The sequence below is a fragment of the Caldichromatium japonicum genome, from assembly GCF_011290485.1.
GTDB lineage: Bacteria > Pseudomonadota > Gammaproteobacteria > Chromatiales > Chromatiaceae > Thermochromatium > Thermochromatium japonicum.
On record NZ_CP048029.1, the window covers coordinates 1,978,721 to 1,998,790 of the forward strand.

At 62.2% G+C, this 20,070-nt stretch carries 18 protein-coding genes and 1 riboswitch; of the genes, 5 read left to right on the plus strand and 13 right to left on the minus strand.

The window, feature by feature from the left end:
• Window positions 1-15 precede the first annotated feature (15 nt).
• The 12 genes from GWK36_RS09685 to GWK36_RS09740 form a co-directional block, all read right to left on the minus strand.
• Complete coding sequence (locus GWK36_RS09685) at window positions 16-1,233, minus strand: ATP phosphoribosyltransferase regulatory subunit (protein ID WP_166270960.1); 1,218 nt, start codon at window positions 1,231-1,233, stop codon at window positions 16-18.
• A 9-nt stretch (window positions 1,234-1,242) separates the two neighbouring features.
• Window positions 1,243-1,428 carry a DUF2065 domain-containing protein gene (locus GWK36_RS09690; protein ID WP_166270961.1) on the minus strand — a complete coding sequence of 62 codons (186 nt, stop codon included), beginning with the start codon at window positions 1,426-1,428 and terminating at the stop codon, window positions 1,243-1,245.
• 66 nt (window positions 1,429-1,494) lie between these two features.
• A complete protein-coding gene (gene hflC, locus GWK36_RS09695; RefSeq protein WP_166270962.1) occupies window positions 1,495-2,373 on the minus strand; it encodes a protease modulator HflC in 879 nt (292 codons plus the stop codon).
• Window positions 2,373-3,542, minus strand: coding sequence for an FtsH protease activity modulator HflK (gene hflK / locus GWK36_RS09700; RefSeq protein ID WP_166270963.1), 1,170 nt, complete (start codon window positions 3,540-3,542; stop codon window positions 2,373-2,375). The genes hflC and hflK overlap by 1 nt, the downstream gene beginning before the upstream one ends.
• 95 nt (window positions 3,543-3,637) lie before the next feature.
• Window positions 3,638-4,921 (minus strand): ribosome rescue GTPase HflX, encoded by a 1,284-nt coding sequence (gene hflX, locus GWK36_RS09705; RefSeq protein ID WP_246237517.1) that lies wholly within the window; start codon window positions 4,919-4,921, stop codon window positions 3,638-3,640.
• 17 nt (window positions 4,922-4,938) lie between these two features.
• Window positions 4,939-5,193: an RNA chaperone Hfq gene (hfq, locus tag GWK36_RS09710; RefSeq protein WP_166270965.1), complete on the minus strand. Its 255-nt coding sequence runs from the start codon at window positions 5,191-5,193 to the stop codon at window positions 4,939-4,941.
• Window positions 5,194-5,230: 37 nt separating this feature from the next.
• The gene (gene miaA, locus GWK36_RS09715) at window positions 5,231-6,190 is read right to left on the minus strand and encodes a tRNA (adenosine(37)-N6)-dimethylallyltransferase MiaA (RefSeq protein ID WP_246237518.1); all 960 of its coding nucleotides are present in this window, start codon (window positions 6,188-6,190) and stop codon (window positions 5,231-5,233) included.
• Window positions 6,191-6,245: 55 nt separating this feature from the next.
• Entirely contained in the window at window positions 6,246-8,078 is a 1,833-nt protein-coding gene (gene mutL, locus GWK36_RS09720) for a DNA mismatch repair endonuclease MutL (RefSeq protein ID WP_166270967.1), read from the minus strand.
• 35 nt (window positions 8,079-8,113) lie between these two features.
• The gene (locus tag GWK36_RS09725) at window positions 8,114-9,508 is read right to left on the minus strand and encodes an N-acetylmuramoyl-L-alanine amidase (protein WP_166270968.1); all 1,395 of its coding nucleotides are present in this window, start codon (window positions 9,506-9,508) and stop codon (window positions 8,114-8,116) included.
• Between the two features lie 122 nt (window positions 9,509-9,630).
• Window positions 9,631-10,116, minus strand: coding sequence for a tRNA (adenosine(37)-N6)-threonylcarbamoyltransferase complex ATPase subunit type 1 TsaE (tsaE, locus tag GWK36_RS09730; RefSeq protein WP_166270969.1), 486 nt, complete (start codon window positions 10,114-10,116; stop codon window positions 9,631-9,633).
• Complete coding sequence (locus GWK36_RS09735; RefSeq protein ID WP_166270970.1) at window positions 10,103-11,638, minus strand: NAD(P)H-hydrate dehydratase; 1,536 nt, start codon at window positions 11,636-11,638, stop codon at window positions 10,103-10,105. Before GWK36_RS09735 ends, tsaE begins: the two co-directional genes overlap by 14 nt.
• Window positions 11,635-12,675 carry a PilZ domain-containing protein gene (locus tag GWK36_RS09740; RefSeq protein WP_166270971.1) on the minus strand — a complete coding sequence of 347 codons (1,041 nt, stop codon included), beginning with the start codon at window positions 12,673-12,675 and terminating at the stop codon, window positions 11,635-11,637. Before GWK36_RS09740 ends, GWK36_RS09735 begins: the two co-directional genes overlap by 4 nt.
• A gap of 387 nt (window positions 12,676-13,062) precedes the next feature.
• On the opposite strand from GWK36_RS09740, the gene GWK36_RS09745 reads away from it, so the two are divergent.
• The 4 genes from GWK36_RS09745 (at window position 13,063) to GWK36_RS09760 (ending at window position 16,751) form a co-directional block, all read left to right on the plus strand.
• Window positions 13,063-14,784 (plus strand): proline--tRNA ligase, encoded by a 1,722-nt coding sequence (locus GWK36_RS09745; RefSeq protein ID WP_166270972.1) that lies wholly within the window; start codon window positions 13,063-13,065, stop codon window positions 14,782-14,784.
• A gap of 54 nt (window positions 14,785-14,838) precedes the next feature.
• Window positions 14,839-15,357, plus strand: a complete 519-nt coding sequence (gene fabA / locus GWK36_RS09750) for a 3-hydroxyacyl-[acyl-carrier-protein] dehydratase FabA (RefSeq protein ID WP_166270973.1) — start codon at window positions 14,839-14,841, stop codon at window positions 15,355-15,357.
• 85 nt (window positions 15,358-15,442) lie between these two features.
• Window positions 15,443-15,880: a DNA polymerase III subunit chi gene (locus GWK36_RS09755; RefSeq protein ID WP_166270974.1), complete on the plus strand. Its 438-nt coding sequence runs from the start codon at window positions 15,443-15,445 to the stop codon at window positions 15,878-15,880.
• Window positions 15,881-16,304: 424 nt separating this feature from the next.
• Entirely contained in the window at window positions 16,305-16,751 is a 447-nt protein-coding gene (locus tag GWK36_RS09760) for a DUF123 domain-containing protein (protein ID WP_246237519.1), read from the plus strand.
• A 66-nt stretch (window positions 16,752-16,817) separates the two neighbouring features.
• On the opposite strand, the gene GWK36_RS09765 is transcribed toward GWK36_RS09760, so the two are convergent.
• Window positions 16,818-17,444 carry a hypothetical protein gene (locus GWK36_RS09765; RefSeq protein ID WP_246237520.1) on the minus strand — a complete coding sequence of 209 codons (627 nt, stop codon included), beginning with the start codon at window positions 17,442-17,444 and terminating at the stop codon, window positions 16,818-16,820.
• A 129-nt stretch (window positions 17,445-17,573) separates the two neighbouring features.
• Window positions 17,574-17,682, plus strand: a riboswitch (TPP riboswitch).
• Between the two features lie 90 nt (window positions 17,683-17,772).
• On the opposite strand from GWK36_RS09765, the gene thiC reads away from it, so the two are divergent.
• Window positions 17,773-19,653, plus strand: a complete 1,881-nt coding sequence (gene thiC / locus GWK36_RS09770; RefSeq protein ID WP_166270975.1) for a phosphomethylpyrimidine synthase ThiC — start codon at window positions 17,773-17,775, stop codon at window positions 19,651-19,653.
• Window positions 19,654-20,070 lie beyond the last annotated feature (417 nt).

A 20,070-nucleotide genomic window follows, 5' to 3' on the forward strand; every position in this document is an offset into this window, starting at 1 on the left:
AAAGTGTCGGACTCATTACAGGATATGCGGCATGTCCTCAATGACCTGGCGGCTGACCCAGCGCCCATCCTCGTAAATCAGCGATTCGCTACAGCCGAGCGCGCGCGGGTCGCTGGGCGTACCAGGCAGTGCCTGGATCACGCGCCGCCCTTGGGCGCGCAGCGATTCGATAACCTGTTGCAGATTCGGATCGCTTGACCAAGGGACTAGGACCGCATCCAGTGGGCGATAGCGCTCGGCCAACCCTTGACCATGCTGGATGAGCCCCTTGAGGTCGGTGCTAAAACCGACCGCAGGACGAGCCTGCCCGAAGACCCGCCCGATGTCGTCATAGCGCCCGCCGCGGGCGACCTCAAGCCCCCAGCCGGGGACGAAGGCGGCAAAGACCACGCCGGTCTTATAGCGATAGCCGCGCAGCTCGGCCAGGTCATAATGGATCGCGACCTCAGGCAACCAGTGGTTGAGCTCCTCAGCCAGCCGGTGTAGCTCTTCGAGAGCCTGTTTGACCTGGGGATCGGCATCGGCGAGTAAGGCGGCGGCGCGTTCTAGGGCATCGCTGCCATTGAGTTCAGCAAGTCCTACCAGCATCCCAGCGACTAGGCCCTTCAATCCAAACTCGCCGACCAGGGACTCGATCTCAGGGATGGCCTTGCGCTGGAGAGCATCGAAGAGTGCATGCTCCTGATCGACATCCAATCCCGCCTGACGCGCGAGCCCCCGATAAATCCCGACATGTCCCAGATCCAAATAGATCTCCGGGATACCAGCGGTGCGCAGGGTCAAAAGCAAGAGACGCAGGATCTCGACCTCGCTTTCAATCCCCGCATGGCCATAGATCTCGGCGCCGAGCTGCAAGGGGCTGCGGGTCCCAGCGGGCCCGTCGGCACGGGTATGCAGCACCGTCCCGAGATAACACAGGCGGGTCGGCACATCCCGACGCAATTGGTGTGCATCCAGGCGTGCGACCTGTGGGGTCATATCGGCGCGGACCCCCAGCAGCCGTCCGCTGAGCTGATCGATCAGCTTGAAGGTCTGGAGGTCTAGATCCTGACCGGTGCCGGTGAGCAGAGACTCCAAGTAGTCGATGAAGGGCGGGATGACCAGCTCATAGCCCCAGCTCGCATACAAGTCTAAGAGCTCGCGCCTGAGGCCCTCGATGATCCGCGCCTGATCGGGGAGGATCTCCTCGATACCGGCGGGCAACAGCCAGCGTTCTTCACCTCGACGCGGCATACAAGGACCTCAGTTCACCAGATAGAGGAGGCCGACGCCCACCAGCATGCTGATGAGTCCGGCGATTCGCAAGGCGCGCTCGCTCTCCAGCACCACCATAGCCAGGACCCGCCGGAAACTGCTAGGGCTGAGAAAGGGCCAGATCCCCTCGATGATCATAACCAGCGCAAGTGCTACCCAGAGGTCATGCCACATAGTTCATGCGACCGGCTGGAGATTGCGCGCCTGCTGACGGACGGCTGAGGATAGATGGCGATGGACTCACTGCTGGCCGCCTGCATCGCGAAAGAAGCGGAAGAAATGCGAATCCGGACCAAGGATCATCAGATTACTCGCTTGGCCAAAGCTTTCGCGATAGGCAGCCAGGCTGCGGTAAAAGGCGTAGAACCCAGGGTCTCGATTAAAGGCGCGGGCATAGATCTCGGCGGCCTTGGCATCGCCCTCACCGCGGATCTCTTCGGCCTCTTTGTAGGCTTCGGCGATGGTGACGGTGCGCTGGCGATCGGCATCGGCGCGGATCCGCTCGGCGGCCTCGGCGCCCTTGGCACGCAGATCACGCGCCACCCGCTCGCGCTCAGCGCGCATGCGCTGATAGACCGAGTCGCTGACCTCAGGTGGCAGGTCGATCTTCTTGACCCGCACATCGACGACCTCGACGCCAAGATCGGCTGCATTGGCGTTGACCTCCTTGGTCAACGCCTCCATGAGGGCCAGGCGGTCATCGGAGACGACCTCTTGGATGGTGCGCTTACCGAACTCGTCGCGCAGGCTGGTGTTGATCCGTTCGGACAATAGCCGGCTAGTACGCGCAGCGCTTCCCCCCGTCGAGCGCAGATACTGGGCGGGACGGGCGATACGCCATTTCGCATAAGAATCGACGATGACGTCCTTTTTCTCGATGGTCAGAAACCGCTCGGGTTGCGAATCCAAGGTCTGGAGCCGGCGGTCGAACTTGCGAATCTGATTGAGGATCGGGATGCGGAAATGGAGCCCAGGGGCATAGGTATCCGAGACGATCTCGCCCAGGCGCAACTTGAGCGCCACCTCATATTCGCGGACGATGAAGGTAAAGCTCGTCATAAAAATCAGGACAGCAGCCAGAGCGAGCGGCAGCCCGATCTTCAATAGTCTATTCTCCATCAACGTGCCCTCCGCTCCCGATCTACGACGCGCTGCGGCGGCTCAATGACCCGCTGCTCGGGCGCTGCAAGCGCAGGGGGGGTATTTATGGACGGCGGCGGTGGCTCAGCGCTGCCGGCCTGGGTCTGTTGCTTGATGAGCTGATCGAGCGGCAGATAGATCAAGGGGTTGGCGCCTTGGGTGACATCGATCAGGACTTTGGGATTTTGGGTCAGGACCTCTTGGAGAGTTTCGAGATATAGACGCTCGCGGGTCACCTCGGGCGCCTTGTGATATTGGTCGAGCACGGCGAGAAAGCGTGCGGCCTCACCCTCGGAGGCCGCGATCAGACGGTCGCGATAGGCTTTAGCATCAGCGAGCAGGCGCGCCGCGGTACCGCGTGCATTGGGAAGCACCTCATTGGCATAGGCTTCGGCTTGATTTTCTAAGCGTTCTTTGTCCTCGCGCGCCTTGATGGCATCATCGAACGCGGCCTTGACCTGCTCGGGCGGCTTGGCCGGCTGCATATTGACTGAGGTGACCAACAGCCCCGTCTTGTAGCGATCCATCAGCTCCTGGATACGTTCCTTGATGCTCATGGCGACAACACTGCGTCCTTCGGTCATGACGAAGTCGAGCTTACTTTGCCCGATGACCACGCGCACCATAGCCGCGGTTGCGTCATTGAGTGTGCGCTCAGGGTCTTGGTCCTGGAAGAGATAGTCGGCGGCATCCTGGATGCGCGATTGCACCGTTAGCTCGACCTCGACGATGTTTTCATCACGGGTGAGGATGGCTGCGCGATGGGTGAGGGTCGAGATCTCATCGACATTGACCTTGACCACCGTCTCGACCGGCCAGGGGATACGCCAATGGGGGCCAGGGCCGGTGGTGTTGGCATAGCGCCCAAAGCGCATGATCACGCCGCGCTCGGCAGGCTCGACGATATAGATCCCGGTCGCCAACCAGATGATCAAGAGGATGCCCAGGATCAGGCTAATGAGCCGCATGCTGGGCTGACCACCGGAACCGGCCTGCCCACCTCCCCGCGGGGGCGAGCCGCCGAACAGTCCACCCAGCCGCTCCTGGAGCTTACGCACGACCTCATCAAGGTCGGGCGGACCCTGGTCGCCGCTGCCCCGACTGCTCCACGGATCCCGGTCACCGCCACCTGGTTCATTCCAGGCCATAGCTTCTCCGCCTTTAGTGAAATCTTTGAGTCATGCAATCAAGGATTGTACGGGAGCCGGCCTCGTTACGGCAAACGCCCAGATGGTGCGGCGAGCTAGCCGCGGATAGCGCGGAAGCGCCCGCACTCGGATCGTGCAATCTCGCAGCTTAGCTCCCAGCCGCCTTCGGGGAGCAGTCGCTCCTCGATGACCCGTGCGTGACGATACAACCACGCACGAGCCCGCCCCTCTTCTACACCCAGACGAAAGGACTCGATGAGCTGCTCGCCGCTGACATATTCGGACAGCGCTTCTTGCAAGAGCTCGATCCCGGCACCGGTATGCGCCGAGATCCAGACCCGCACCGCTCGACCCTCGGCGTCGCGTTCCAGGCGGGGTGAGGCGTCCTCGAGCCGATCGATCTTATTGAAGACCTCCAGGCGTGGCTGCTGGCTACCGAGCTCGCCTAAGACCCTCTCGACATCGGCGATCTGACGCGCGCGGTTGGCAGCCCCCGCATCGATGACATGCACCAGGAGGGCGGCATTGCGGGTCTCCTCCAGGGTAGCGCGAAAGGCAGCGATCAGCTCATGAGGGAGCTGGCTAATGAAACCCACGGTATCGGCCAAGAGCGCTGGACGCCCGCCGGGGAGCTCTAGACGTCGTACCGTGGGATCGAGGGTGGCAAAGAGCTGATCGGCCTCCAGTACCCCTGCCTGGGTGAGGCGATTGAACAGGGTCGATTTGCCAGCATTGGTATAGCCGACCAAGGAGACCAGCGGCAGCTCGGCCTTGACGCGCGCTCGCCGCCCCTGGGCGCGCTGGCGTTCAATCCGTGCCAACCGGCGTTCCAAGACCGCCATGCGGGCAGCCAGCAGACGGCGGTCGGTCTCAAGCTGGGTCTCACCAGGACCACGCAGCCCGATACCCCCCTTTTGTCGCTCCAAGTGGGTCCAGCCGCGTACCAGACGGGTCGAGAGATGGCGCAGCTGCGCCAGCTCGACCTGAAGCTTGCCCTCGAACGAACGGGCGCGCTGGGCAAAGATGTCGAGGATGAGGCCGGCGCGGTCCAGCACCCGGCACTGGAGCAGGCGTTCGAGATTGCGCTCCTGGGCGGGGCTTAAGGGATGATTGAAGATGGCAAGTTCAGCACCTGTGGCTGCGACCAATGTCTTGAGCTCATCGGCCTTGCCTGCACCGATAAAATAACGCGAATCGGGCAGGCTGCGCGTACCGCCTAGGATCCCCAGGACCTCGGCACCGGCTGCGCACGCCAACAAGACGAACTCCTCGCGCTCATCGGCCTCGCGCGGCACACCGATATCGAGATCGACCAAGATAGCCCGCTCGCCACCCTGGGGACGCAGATCGCTTAGAGCAAATGCCGGCTCAACAGCCAAGGATCTATCCCCCGCGCTCATTCATCCATGGGCAGCGACTCGGGCACAGCATCGCCGAGCGGCAGCCTGACGTTGCGCGCCGGTACCACCGTAGAGATGGCGTGCTTATAGATCATCTGGCTGACATTATTCTTGAGCAGCACGACGAATTGATCGAACGACTCGATCTGGCCTTGAAGCTTGATGCCATTGACCAAAAAGATCGAGACGGGGATGCGCTCCTTCCTTAGGGCATTGAGAAAGGGATCTTGTAGGCTTTGTCCCTTGGACATGCGTGTAGCTCCGTGTTGTTGGCGAAAGATTCAGTAACTAGTGCTGGCTGTTTGGGTTTAGTGTGGTGCAATCGGCGGGCGCTGGCAAATCCAATTTACCCAGGATCGGCTCAATCAATTTGAGCGCTGCGGCCAGGGGATCACAGGCATCTTCGAGCCAATGGCATCCCGATTCAGCGCGTAACCAGGTCATCTGGCGCTTGGCGAGCTGGCGAGTAGCATAGACCCCGCGCCGTTCCATCTCCGACCAAGTCGATCGCTCTAAGAGATAGTCCAGCACCTGCCGATAGCCGACGCAGCGCATGGCCGGCAGATCGGGCGTCAGGTCGCCGCGTGCCCAAAGCCCAGCGACCTCATCGACCAGACCGAGATTGAGCATCCGCTGGAAACGGACCTCGATACGGTCATGGAGGACGGCCCGTTCGCGCGGCGCCCGCACCAGTTTGAGCAGGCGAAAGGGAAAGGGTTCACGCTGTGCTGAGTGCAGCAAGGTGCTCATCGGGCGACCGGTGAGCAGGCAGACCTCCAGGGCGCGCTGGATGCGTTGCGGGTCATTGGGATGGATGCGCGATCCGGTTTCGGGATCGAGCGCCATGAGACGGGCATGCAGCGCCGCCCAACCGCAGCGTTCGGCCTCGGCAAGCAAGGCGGCGCGCAGCTCGGGATCAGCGCTCGGCAAGGGGGCCAGCCCCTGTTGCAGGGCGCGGAAATACAGCATGGTCCCGCCCACTAGCAGGGGGATGCGCCCGCGCGTTGTGATCGTCCGCATCAGGTCTAGCGCCTGCTCGCGAAAGCGCGCCGTCGAATAGGACTCAGTGGGATCGAGGATGTCGATCAGATGATGCGGGGCGCGGGCCAGGACCTCTGGACCCGGTTTGGCGGTCCCGATATCGAGCCCCCGGTAGATCATACCCGAATCGACGCTGATGATCTCGCAGGGCAGGCGCTCGACCAGCTCGACCGCAAGCTCGGTTTTGCCCGAGGCAGTCGGCCCCATGAGCAGGATCGCCCACGGGCGGGGATCGGCGACGGGAAGGCACCCGGCGGGGCGGTTAGCGTCCGCGCATAAAGAGCCGGTCGAGCTCGGCATATGAGAGCTTAATCCAGGTCGGGCGCCCGTGGTTACACTGATCGCTGCGCTCGGTTTGCTCCATCTGGCGCAGCAGGGCGTTCATCTCATCGCGTGTCAGGCGCCGCCGGGCACGCACCGCGCCATGACAGGCCAGGGTCGCCAAGACCCGGTCGAGCATGGCCTCGATCCGCTGGCTGGCCGCCTCGGCAGACAGATCGGCCAGCAGGTCGCGTCCCAAGCGCTCGGCATCGACCGCTTCCAGCAGGGCAGGAACGGCGCGCAGGACCAGGCTATCTCGACCCAGCCGATCGATGATCAATCCTAGCCGATCCAGGGTTGGGCGCTGTGCCTCGATATATTCGGCCTCATGCGGTGTAACCCGCAGCCGATGGGGGATCAGCAACGGCTGGCTGGCCAGGCGGCCCGACTTCCAGGCCGACTTGAGCTGCTCATAAAGGATGCGTTCATGCCCCGCATGGATATCGACCAGGATCAGTCCATCGGCGGCCTCGGCTAGGAGATAGACGCCATTGAGCTGGCCAAGTGCAAAGCCGAGGGGTGGCAGCTCTGCCGGCGTTGGGCGGTCCGGCGCCGACCGATCCGGTGCAGACTCAGGCGCATTTCCTGCTGAAGGATCGAGTCCGGGATGTTGCAAGGCGAGACTGACCTGATAAAGCGGCTGGGCATCGCCCACACTGCATGCTGGCTGGGCCAAGGGGCGATGGGCCGGCCTGGGGAGAGCGCTGCTCGTGGTTGTCCCCGGGGCTGGAGCGAGCGGCGAGCCTATGGGAACGCCTAGCCTCCCCTGGGCTAGACGCCGCACCAGCGCCTGACGGATGAAGTCATGGACCTGACGGGACGCGCGAAAACGCACCTCGTACTTGGCTGGATGGACATTCACATCGACCTGGTCGGGCGACAGCTCCAGAAAGAGCACATAGGCCGGATGTCGGCTGTGATGCAGACAATCGGCGAATGCCTGGCGGATAGCATGGGCGAGTAGACGATCGCGTACCAGACGCCCGTTGACATAGAAAAACTGCTGATCCGGCTGACTGCGTGCTAAGGCCGGCGGCAGTACCCAGCCGCTGAGCGCAAGCTCGCCCGCTACAGACTCGACCCGCAGGGATTGTTCAGCAAATGCCGCGCCTAGCAACTGCTCCAGACGCATGCGCAAGGACTCGGGGTGATCGGCGACGGCCAGGCGTTGGATCAGACGCCCGTCGTGACGCAGCTCGCAGGCGACAGCAGGATGGGCGAGCAAAAGACGCCGGATCGTCTGTTCGATCTGCTCGAACTCGGTCCTCGGGGTACGCAGAAACTTGCGCCGCGCTGGGGTGTTATAAAACAGATCGCAGACCTCAACGCTGGTGCCGACAGGATGTGCCGCCGGGCGCGGGCCCTCGCTCAGCTCACCGCCGCTGACTGCAAGCGACCAGGCCATCCCCTCCCCTGCTGGATCAGGCACCCGGGAGACGAGGGTCAGGCGGCTGACCGCGGCGATGCTCGGCAGCGCCTCACCGCGAAACCCCAGGGTCGTCACCGCCTCGAGGTCGGCAAGGTCGGTGACCTTGCTCGTGGCATGGCGCGTCAGGGCCAAGGCCAATTGATCGTGCGGGATGCCGCAGCCATCGTCGCGCACCCGGATGCGCTTGATACCGCCTTGTTCGATCGCGATGTCGAGATGCGTGCAGCCGGCATCCAGGCTATTTTCGATCAGCTCCTTGACGACCGAGGCCGGACGCTCGATGACCTCGCCAGCGGCGATCTGGCTAATCAGAAGTTCAGGCAAGACGCGAATGCGCCTTGACATGGTCAAACGCCCCAAAGAAGGAGGGGATGCGATCATCAAGAATCCGTGGGGATGGCGATGACCTGGCCAACATGGATGACATCGGTCTCATCCAGCCCATTCTCGGCGCGCAGTGAGCTCAGACTGACCTGATAGCGCTTGGCGATCGCTGACAGGGTATCGCCCTGGCTGATGACATGTTCGCGGGTTCGCCCTGGCGCGCTCCGTCCGGCTGAACGCAGCGGCAGCCCCTGCTCCCGAGGGCCTCGGGGTGTATCGGGGATGGGCGAGAGACCCTGCGGTGGATGGGCATTGAGATAGTCCTTGATCCCGGCAAGGATCGCTTGGGCGATGAGCTGTTGATAGGCATCGGTTGCCAGCAGGCGTTCTTCCTCCGTATTGCTGATAAAGGCGGCCTCGACCAGGAGGGATGGTAGATCCGTCGATTTGAGGACGACAAAGCCCGCATGCTGAACCTCGCCGCGATGGACCACACCGGCGCGTTTGAGTTGGCGCAGGATGGCGGCAGCCGCGGTATCGCTATGCTCGAGGGTGGCATTGCGGGTCATTTCATGGAGGACCGCGTCCAACAGCGCGTCTCTGCCGTTTGGCTCAACCAAGAGCACGCGCTCGCTGCCATTTTCATGCTCGGCAACTGAACTGGCCATCTCGCTGCTCGCCGCCCCTGTGCCCAGGGTATAGACCGAGGAGCCTCTGGCATTGGGATCGCTGTAGGCATCGGCATGGATAGAGACGAACAGATCGGCCTTGTGGTCGCGGGCGAGCGAGGGCCGTTCAGGCAGACCGATATAGCGATCGGCATCACGAATCATGAGCGCCCGCATCCCCGGCTCGCGGTCGATGAGACGTGCCAGCTTGCGGGCGATCGCAAGGGTCACGTCCTTTTCACGCAGTCCATTTGGGCCGACGGCGCCTGGATCCTCACCGCCATGCCCGGCATCGATCGCAATCAGGGCGGTTCGTCTCCGGCTGGAGCGTACCTCTAGGGCCGCTGGGGATGACTGGGCCTGGATCGAGACCTGAAGGGCATTCCCCTGGGTCGGGTTTTGCGGGATAAGCTCGACGACGATCCGATGTTTGGCTCCACCAGAGCCTTGGAGGCTGAAACTCTTCACCCGCGCCGGGCCCTTGAGATCTAAGACCAGACGCAACTCATCGGCGCGTCGCAATCCAGCGCGTATCCCTATCAGGATCGCGTCATCGGTGCGGGGTGGCGGCAACTGGCCGGTGAGCCTGGCGCCTGGAAGATCGATCACGACCCGGTCGGGCTGGTCGAGGCTGAGGATGCGGTGCGGGATGGGCATGGTCGACTCCAGGAGGACCTGGGTCTTGTCCGGCGCCGTATAGCCCCACCGGCATTCGACATCCACTGCGCCGGCCAGCGCCGGTAGCATCGCAAGTAGCCAAAAGAGTACATCAAGCCTGTTCACGCGGCCTCATCTCGGTCTAGACAAGCGGCCTGTGTTGCTGAAAACATAGCAAGCGATCGGCGATTTTTCCACGCCATCGGTTTTCGGCCAGCACACTTGTAGATCAGGATCAAGACATGTTGTCAAGAAGAGACATTGGTGATCGAGCGCAATGCTAGACAGATCGACTCGCCGCTGGAACTGAGGGCGCTCAGGATCAGACGGCGTCCATGAGGACGATGCAGCAGGCGAATACGCAGATCAGGTCGCGGGAGCAGGTCAGCCCCTCGCTCAGGCCATTCGATGGCCCAAACTGCCCGCTCATGGAGCAGATCGCGCATCCCGAGATATTCCAGCTCGTCTGGATCGGCGAGACGATAGAGGTCACAATGATACAGCTCGCAACCGTCCAGCTCATAGGGCTCGATGAGGGTATAGGTTGGACTGCGGACCTGACCGCTATAACCCAGACCCTCAATGATACCCCGCGTCAGGGTGGTCTTGCCGGTGCCGAGCTCGCCTTCTAGAAACAGCACACAGGGCGGACGTAACACCTCGGCCAGACGGGCGCCGAAGGCACGCTGGGCCTCTGGGCCGCTCAGGTCGATCTCCAAGTCAGAGCACTGCATCCTGCCCATCGGCCAATGTCCGCAGTTCAGCAATCAGATCGCTGGCGATCAGACCGCGCTCGCCACTGGCAGCAGCCCGATCGCCCGCAGCTGCATGCAGACAAACACCGGCACATGCCGCATCCTCCGCTGCTAGACCTTGGGCGCGCAAGGCGGCGATGATGCCGGTCAGGACATCGCCCATCCCGGCGGTCGCCATCCCGGGGTTGCCCTGACTACAGACCACCGGGCGCCGTGGCGGGTTGGCCTGAACGATACTTCCTGCCCCCTTGAGCACGATCACCCCCCCAAAGTGCGCCTGAAGTGTCTGGGCGGCGACGACCCGGTCGCGCTGAACCTCAGCGGTCGAGACCCCTAAGAGACGCGCCGCCTCGCCGGGATGGGGGGTCAGCAGCCAGTCGGGGCCGTTCATAGGCGAGGCGGCCAGTAGGTTGAGCGCATCGGCATCGACCACCAAGGGATGCGCCAGGGTGCAAACCTTCTCCCACAGCCCCCTGCCCCAGGCGTCTTGGCCCAGACCCGGGCCGATCGCGATGACATCGGCGCGCGCGCTGAGCGGCTCCAGATCCCTGGCATCCATCACGCCCTGGACCATGAGCTCAGGGCGGGCGAGATTGAGCCAATCGGCGTGACGTGGATGGGTAGCGATGGTCACCAGACCCGCGCCGGCGCGTAGCGCCGCCTCCCCTGCCAGCCGTACCGCCCCTGCCATCCCTGGTGCCCCACCGATGATCAGGACATGGCCACAGTCACCCTTGTGCATCAGGGGGGAGCGATGGGGTAAGAGTGTGGATGCACGCGCCCAATCGCTGCGCACCGCGGCTGCAATCTCGCTTGCATAAAGACGCGCTGGCACCCCGAGCCCACTGAACTGCACCTCGCCACGATACTCCGGCCCTGACCCGACGAAGAGACCGAGTTTGAGAGCAATAAAGCTGATCGTCGCCGTCACCCGCGCTGCGATCCCCATGACCTCGCCGGTATCGGCATGCAGGCCCGAGGGCAGGTCGAGCGCCAGGATAGGGGCCTGCTGTTCGTTGAGTGCAGCGATGGCTGCGGCAAAGGGATCGCCGACTGGACGGGTCAGACCCGTGCCGAAGAGCGCATCGACGCATAGATCCAGACCGCGCGGCAGGCTGCCCGACCAGATATCGACCTTTCCGCCGGCGGCACAATAGGCATCTCGGCTCTCCGCCGCTGGGCCTTGCAGACGCTGGGGATCGCCGACCTGGATTAGATCGACCGTGCATCCCTCCCCTCGTGCCAGCCGGGCCAGCACATAGCCGTCTCCGCCATTGTTGCCGATCCCCGTCAGGACACAGAGATGGCGGGCATCCGGCCAACGTTGCCTGAGAAAGCGATAGGCCGATGCGCCGGCCCGTTCCATCAGCTCGCGTTCGGGAATCCCGAAATAGCCACTGGCCAGGTGGTCGAATCTTTGGACCTGCTCAGCGCGATACAGGGCATAGGGCAGACGCCCGGTCTCGGGGAGGATGCGCTGATCCAGATGGCTGTGAGTCAAGCTCTTCCACCCTTAGAAGGGCCGCGCCGGCGTTCGGGCAAACCAAAGGCGAGGTCATGGAGCTCTTGCAGAAACTCAAGCTCCGCCCAGACATGCCTTGGCCAGCCATTGGGTAGGTTGCAGTTGTCTAGAAGCAGGCGGCTAAAGATCTGGTCGAAACCCTCGACGTCTCCCCAGGCGGCGATCAGCCGCTGGATGACCTCCGGAAATTCGCTTTCCAGATAGGACTGTTGGGCAGTCTCTTCAGAAAGGTAGCTAGTTAAGTTTGAGCTGGTATCATTATCGTCCAGCGCCCGATTGATAGCGCCCGCCACCGAGCACAGCCAATCGGGCGCACGGGACAGGGTGCTGAAGGTTGACAGGCCGGACTCGGACTCTGAGATCTGTCTGAGGACAAGATTGATGAAGTCGCGGATGGCCCGTTTCGGATGCTCCAAGAGCAGCGATAGATTATACAGCTCGGTCCAGTTATAGCCTTTGAGATCGACCTTCTCGACCCCAATCACGCGGGCGCGCAGATGGAGGTCGGGGAGCTCGAGATTGGGGACGATCGACAGACGGATACTCTGACCCACCTCATAGGACTCGAAAACGGTAGCGGTATAGCGCCCCTCGATCAATTGCATGAAGATCTGGCGTAGCTCTTCGGGGTCGCTGACAATCACCTCGAGGTCGCGGAAGAGGGGGACGGATTCTTGAGGTGCCTTGGTGTCATGACGCAGAAGCATCTGGAGCAAGCGCTCCAGACGGTTTTGGTTGCGCGGCGACAGGCTGGTAAAGCGCAGAGCAATAAGAGAATCCGATTGGTCGAGCGGCTCGCGCCGCAGGATTTGCGCCTGGGCACGGATCGATTTTCCCTTGCTCCAGGGCAGGATGATCATGAGGGTCTTGACCTCGACCTGGATGGGTTCAGAGAGCTGGACCAGGGCGCCGCCCCAGGAGAGATCGCGGGTAATGGCGTGTATCTGCTTGTGATCTGGCAAGATCAACTCAACGGGTATGCGCAACTCGATCCGCCGCTGGGTTCGCCTTTCCATATCTGTCGGCCCGGGTGATTCAGGATGAGATATCGCCATAGATTTGAGAAGATCTTACAAAAACACACTCGCCTCTGCTGCCGCTTGTAGCGAAGACTTGGCGAATATTCTTAAAGCCAAAATCTAAAACCAGTTTGGACAACACATTCATACCCACTCACCTGTCGGTCGAGGTCAAGACCCTCCGGTTATCCAGAGCTCACCCCAACGCAAACCGCAAGCCAGGGCAAAGCAAGAGCTGTCGACACCAGCATCTCTCTGCCTGCTATGCCCCGGCAAGTGGCGCGCTTTGCCGGGAAGGGAGATGTTTGCAAAGTCCGGGTGTTGTTTCAGTATGGTCAGACCAATAGACTGTTAATCCTTTGATTGTCGAGACGGTTCGATGCCATGCGCACCTCCGAATTTCCGCTTCAGACCCTCAAAGAGACACCCGCCGATGCCGAGATCGTCAGCCATCGTCTGATGCTACGGGCCGGTTTGATCCGCAAGCTCGCTGCTGGACTCTACACCTGGCTGCCTTTGGGGTTGCGTGTCTTGCGCAAGGTCGAATGCATCGTGCGCGAGGAGATGGATCGCGCCGGGGCCCTGGAGGTCTTGATGCCAGCGGTCCAACCGGCTGAGCTTTGGCAAGAGTCGGGGCGTTGGGATCAGTATGGCCCAGAATTGCTGCGCTTCAAAGATCGCCATGAGCGCGATTTCTGCTTCGGTCCGACCCATGAGGAGATCATCACGGATCTGGCGCGCAACGAGATCAAGAGCTACAAACAACTTCCGGTCAATTTCTATCAGATACAGACCAAGTTCCGCGACGAGATCCGTCCGCGCTTTGGGGTGATGCGCGCGCGCGAGTTCCTGATGAAGGACGCCTATTCGTTTCATCTCGACGAGTCATCGCTCGACGAGACCTATCAGCGGATGTATGAGACCTATTGCCGGATCTTTCGCCGCTGCGGACTGGACTTTCGCGCGGTGCGCGCCGACACCGGCAACATCGGCGGCAGCGATTCGCATGAGTTTCATGTCCTGGCCGCCTCTGGCGAGGATGCCATCGCCTTTTCCAACGCCAGCGACTATGCCGCCAATGTCGAGTTGGCCGAGGCCCTGCCCCCTGCTGGACCGGCTCCCTTGCCCGCTGAGGAGGCGCGTTTGGTCGCTACCCCCGGGGTGCGCACCATCGCCGAGTTGGTCGAGTCCTTCGGCATCCCCATCGAGCGCACGGTCAAGACTTTGGTCGTTGCCGCTGCTGCGGAATACGGCGGCGGGCTGATCGCCCTGTTGGTCCGCGGCGATCATGCGCTCAATCCCGTCAAGGCCCAGAAACTCCCCCAGGTCGCTAAACCCTTGCGCATGGCCACTGAACCCGAGATCCGCGCCGCGATCGGAGCAGGGCCGGGTTCGCTGGGCCCCAAGGACCTGCCGATCCCCTGTATCGCTGACCGGTCGCTCGCGGTACTGGCCGATTTCGCTGTCGGCGCCAACATCGATGACAAACATTGGTTCGGGCTCAATTGGGGCCGCGACCTCCCCCTGCCCGAGCTGGCCGATTTGCGCAATGCGGTGGATGGCGATCCCAGTCCGGACGGCCAAGGAACATTGACCATCGCCCGCGGTATCGAGGTCGGGCATATCTTCAAGCTCGGACGCAAATATAGCGCGGCGATGAAGGCCCAGGTGCTGGGTGAGGATGGCCGGGCGCTGACCATGATCATGGGATGCTATGGGATCGGGGTCTCGCGTCTGGTGGCCGCCGCGATCGAGCAGCATCACGACGAACGCGGCATCTGCTGGCCGACGGCCATCGCGCCCTTCGAGGTTGCGCTCCTCCCCTTGCGAGCGGATAAATCCTACCGGGTGCGCGAAGCGACCGAACGGCTCTATGCCGAGCTCAAGGCCGCTGGTATCGAGGTCTTACTCGACGACCGCGATGTGCGCGCGGGGGTGATGTTCGCCGACATGGACCTGATCGGCATCCCCCATCGGCTCGTCGTCGGTGACAAGGGGCTGGATACAGGACAGGTTGAATACAAGGCGCGCACTGCCGCCGAGCCTCAGCTCGTGCCCATCGCTGAGATCCTCGGGTTCTTGCGCGCTCGTCTTTCTACCGCGTAACCCAGGCGGCCCCCATCTGCCGCCCGACCATCCCCCTCAACTCTAGGACTGACCATGGACCGAAAAGAGGCCTCCTTTAACCGCGATGAACTCCTGGCCTGCGGGCGCGGCGAGATGTTTGGCCCGGGCAATGCCCAGCTCCCCTTACCCAATATGTTGATGATGGACCGCATTCTGCGCATCGCCAATTTCGGCGGTGCCCACGGCAAGGGCGAGATCCTCGCCGAGCTCGATATCCATCCTGATCTTTGGTTCTTTCAGTGTCATTTCCAGGGCGACCCGGTGATGCCGGGCTGTCTGGGGCTCGATGCGCTTTGGCAAATGATCGGGTTTTATCTGGCCTGGATCGGCAACCCCGGACATGGACGCGCGCTCGGCGTCGGGGAGGTCCGTTTTACCGGTCAGGTCCTGCCAGGGGCCAAGAAGGTGACCTATCACATCGATATGAAGCGGGTGATTAGTCGCAAACTGGTCCTAGGGATCGGCGACGGGATCGTCCAGGTCGATGGGCGCACCATCTATACCGCCCATGACCTGCGGGTCGGGCTGTTCACTTCGGTGGATAGCTTCTAGGAAACGCTGAATCAACCCATAACCGTCATTCCAGCGAAAGCCGGATCCAGAGATATCAGCAAGGACTCCATAGGCCCTGAACCCCATGCCGCAGGTCGAGTTCTATAGCTTAGAGCCAGGTAGCCGCGGCGATCGGTTTCTGATGGCCTGCCAGATCGTCGAGCGGCTCTATGAGGCAGGCAAGCGTATCTTGATCCTCTGTCCAGATCGCGATGAGGCTAGACACCTCGACCGACTGCTCTGGACCTTTAAGCAAGAGAGCTTCATCCCGCATGGACTGGTTGGGGCTGTCGATGCCTCCCTTACCCCCATCATGATCAGTCTGGATGGGCTGCCGAGCGAGGGTTACCCCAGCCTGCTCAATCTCGGACGGGATCTACCGTCCGGCTGGGAGCGCTTTGAACAGATCATCGATCTGGTCGATCTCGACCCCGAGGTCCGAGAGGCGGGACGGGCGCGTTATCGCGCCTATCGGCAAGGCGGATACGAACCGATCCATCAGCCATTGAGTCTCAATGGCTGATGGATCGGTCGCCTCTGGCTGCTCCATCAGGCGCGAGGGGATGATGGTCCAATGGGGTAGGGTCGTATCTGGAATCGGACGACTGTTCCGTTTCGCCGCCGGTGACCTGTGCCCTTTGGTCGCCCCAGGCGGGCTTGCAGGGATCTCCAAAGTGCCCCTGACCGCGATCCTGTTCGTCGCTGAGATCATGACCGGCTCAAGCGCTTGGAGCATATTCCTTGATGGTGGCAGCGGTGATCGCGGAGGCGACGGTTCATGTGGCGACGGTTCATGTATAGTTGACGGCCATCGGGTTAAAACATGATCCACCGCGGCTCTGCGAGCAGCGCGGCGTTCAGGGCTTCGCCAACTTTTCGCGCGAGCGATATTCCATGACTACCGACCGCGGCACCTATCTGGTGTGTTTGCTCCCCAAACATGAGGGGTGGGTACAAATCGGGCGGTTAGGAGAGATCAGGCTCACCGACGGTGTCTTGCTATATGTTGGGAGTGCGCAGGGGCCTGGGGGCTAAGTGCGCGCTGTCGCCATCATCTGCGGATTGCCCATCGTCCACATTGGCATCTGGACCATCTGCGCCCTCGCTGCCAGCCCCTGGGCTGTTGGGTCTCCTTGGGTCATGAGTCATCCGAACATCGTTGGGCGCGGCGGCTCGGTGAGCTTGCGGATGCCGTTTATCCCCTGTCCCGCTTTGGGGCCAGCGATTGCAGTTGTCCGGCGCATCTCATACCATTTGCCCCAGGTGCCAGAGACGGCGGCCCTCTGTGCCCATCTGGAGGCCGAGCTGGCCTGGCAGGCAGCTGCGGCCTGGCCCGAAGCACTATGATCGGGTCCTGTGCAAAAACCCGATGGGTTATTCCCCCCGAGCGGTAACCCCGGGCAAGCAATGCATTTGACACCTAGGCTGCCAAGCGGCCCCCCACCCGCCTGGGCAACGGTCTATTCCTGGAGGTAAAAATGACACCAGCTTGCGCCGCTGATGCGGATCAAATGTTCAAAGAGCGCAGGGGTCGGGGTTGCTTCGCGGGGAAAGACCTCCTCGATGCGCACGAACAGCCGCCCAAAACCGCCCTGTTGCTTCCAGTCCCATAGCCAAGGCGGACGCATCTCGCCGCAGCCTGGACAGGAGACGCCGGCATGCGGATGGGTGACCCAATGCTCGACCAGATCGCGCCAATTGGATAGTTGGGCGCGGCAGCTGGGACAGCGCGGCGGACGGGTGTTGCGCCCGACCAGTAGGCGAGGATAGGGACTGGGTGGAAGGAGCCGGATCGGTGCCCAGTCGCCTTTGTCTGGGTGCTCGGGGAGCTGAACAGCACAACCGGTGAAGCTCAATAGGCTCAAAAAGCTTGGCCCGAGACTGAAACCCCAGCCCTCAGCTGACGAGGGTTGGGGACTGCCCACCAGCCCCGCGCGGCCCAGCCCTTCGATGATCAGCCTGACATCGGGTGCCAGATGGGGATCAGCGGGGGTCAGGATCAGGCACCCTGTGTGCAAGGCTGCCTCTTGGCTGCGCGCCGTGGCAGATGGCGGCCGGCGATCGACAAGGGGGATGTCAGATGTCATGGGGTAATGCGCAGGTGCCGGGTTGCATTCGGGTCTTGGATCATGCCTAGGATGCGGGCCGGTTGGCAAATCGTATGGGTTGGCGCGAAACCCTTGCATTCCACGCCCCCTTTCGTTAGCTTGCATCCGCAGAGCCGCTGGGGGTGTCCGCGCCTCCCCTGTCAGGGCGTGGGCTGAGAATAGACCCCTTGAACCTGATCCGGGTCATGCCGGCGCAGGGAAGTCGGCGCCCTTGGCTACCGGCCCTGCCATTTCCCGCCGGTCCGACCGGCCCCAGCGCTCGTTGATCGTCCTTGGCATCCATCCATCTGCCTCCGAGGATTTTTTGATGAGCGCTATCTCGATCGATCTCGTCCGCAAGACCGCCGAGCTCTCCGCGGAGGTGACCTGTCCCTTACCCGGTTCGCGCAAGATCTATGTGACGGGTTCGCGCCCCGATCTGCGCGTCCCGATGCGCGAGGTCATCCAGTCCCCTACCCAGACCCACGCTGGCCCCGAGGAGAATCCGCCGATCCCGATCTATGACACCTCGGGACCTTATACCGACCCGTCCGCCCATATCGATCTGACACGGGGACTGCCAGAGGTGCGTTCCGCCTGGATCGAGGAGCGCGGCGATAGCGAGATGCTGCCGGGCTATAGCTCTGCATTCGCTCGACAGCGTGCCGAGGCGCCGACGCTGTCCTGGTTGCGTTTTCCCCATCCGCGCCGTCCGCGCCGCGCCAAACCAGGGTGCGCTGTAACCCAGATGTATTATGCCCGGCAAGGGATGATCACGCCCGAGATGGAATATGTCGCCATCCGCGAGAACCTACGTCTGGATGCTTTGCGCGCCGATCCGCGTTATCAGCGGCTGTTGCGCCAGCATCCTGGACAGGCGTTCGGGGCGGCGCTCCCCCAGACGATCACCCCCGAGTTCGTTCGCCAAGAGGTCGCGCGCGGGCGCGCCATCATCCCCGCCAATATCAATCACCCGGAGCTTGAGCCCATGATCATCGGGCGCAACTTCCGGGTGAAGATCAATACCAACATCGGCAATTCAGCGCTGTCCTCCTCGATCGCCGAGGAAGTTGAAAAGATGGTCTGGTCGGCGCGTTGGGGCGGTGACACCCTGATGGACCTTTCGACGGGTCAGCATATCCACGAGACTCGCGAGTGGATCTTGCGCAACGCCCCCATGCCGATCGGCACCGTGCCCCTGTATCAGGCCCTGGAAAAGGTCGAAGGGCGGCCCGAGGAGCTTACCTGGGAGATCGTGCGCGACACCCTGATCGAGCAGGCCGAGCAGGGGGTGGACTATTTCACCCTCCATGCGGGGGTCCTATTGCGCTATATCCCGCTGACCGCCGAGCGGCTGACGGGGATCGTCTCGCGCGGCGGCTCGATCATGGCCAAATGGTGTCTGGCCCATCATGAGGAAAACTTTCTCTATACCCATTTCGCTGAGATCTGCGAGATCCTCAGGGCCTATGATGTCGCCATCAGTCTGGGCGACGGCTTGCGCCCAGGCTCGATCGCCGACGCCAATGATGCGGCCCAGTTCGCTGAGCTGAAGACCCTGGGTGAGCTCACAAAAATCGCCTGGGCACAGGATGTCCAGGTGATGATCGAGGGCCCGGGTCATGTACCCTTGCAGTTGATCCAGGCCAATATGGACAAGGAGCTGGCCGAGTGTTTCGAGGCACCCTTTTATACGCTCGGGCCGATCGTCACTGACATCGCGCCCGGCTATGACCATCTCAGCTCGGCGATCGGCGCCACCCTCATCGGCTGGAAGGGGACGGCCATGCTCTGTTATGTCACGCCCAAGGAACACCTGGGTCTGCCGACCAAGGAGGATGTGCGCGAGGGGATCATCGCCTACCGGCTCTCCGCCCATGCCGCAGATCTGGCCAAGGGGTTGCCTGGGGCTCAGTTGCGCGATAATGCGCTCTCCAAGGCGCGTTTTGAGTTCAGGTGGGAGGATCAATTCAACCTGGGGCTCGATCCCGAGCGGGCGCGCGACTTCCATGATCAAAGCCTGCCGCACGCGGCCCACAAGCTCGCCCATTTCTGTTCCATGTGCGGGCCACAGTTCTGCTCGATGAAGATCACGCAAGACGTGCGCGATCTGGCTGCACGTCAGGAGGAAACAGCGATCGCCGAAGGGATGCGCGCCAAGGCGCGTGAATTCAGGGCCACCGGTTCCAATCTGTATCGCTCGATCTGATGGGCGAGCAGGGGGGCGGTTTTACTCCCCTGTAGACCGCACCGCCCTGCCCGCGAGAGCTCAACCGCCCGGCAGTTACCGCCCCCTTAGCTCTCTCCCCTGCACACGGAGAAGAAGAACCTGCTCGTCGGCAGCGTACGCCGACAGGTCGAGCACTATGTCCGGACCAGCGTGACGCATCCGGATTGACGCACTCTCGCCTCACCGCCAAAGGATCATCCAGCAACAGTAGCAGTGTATTGCGCAGTTCAATGGCGATGATTTCCTGCGCCAGCGTCAGGGGCGTGCGCAACCGATACGGCCTGTGGGGGCGGTCTTTGACGCTTTCGGCAAACTAGGCCAAAGCTGTCATGTGTTGATAAACCGAATCAGGAGCGATTGTCCCGCCTGGGGATGCCAGTTTGGGGATTCACAAAG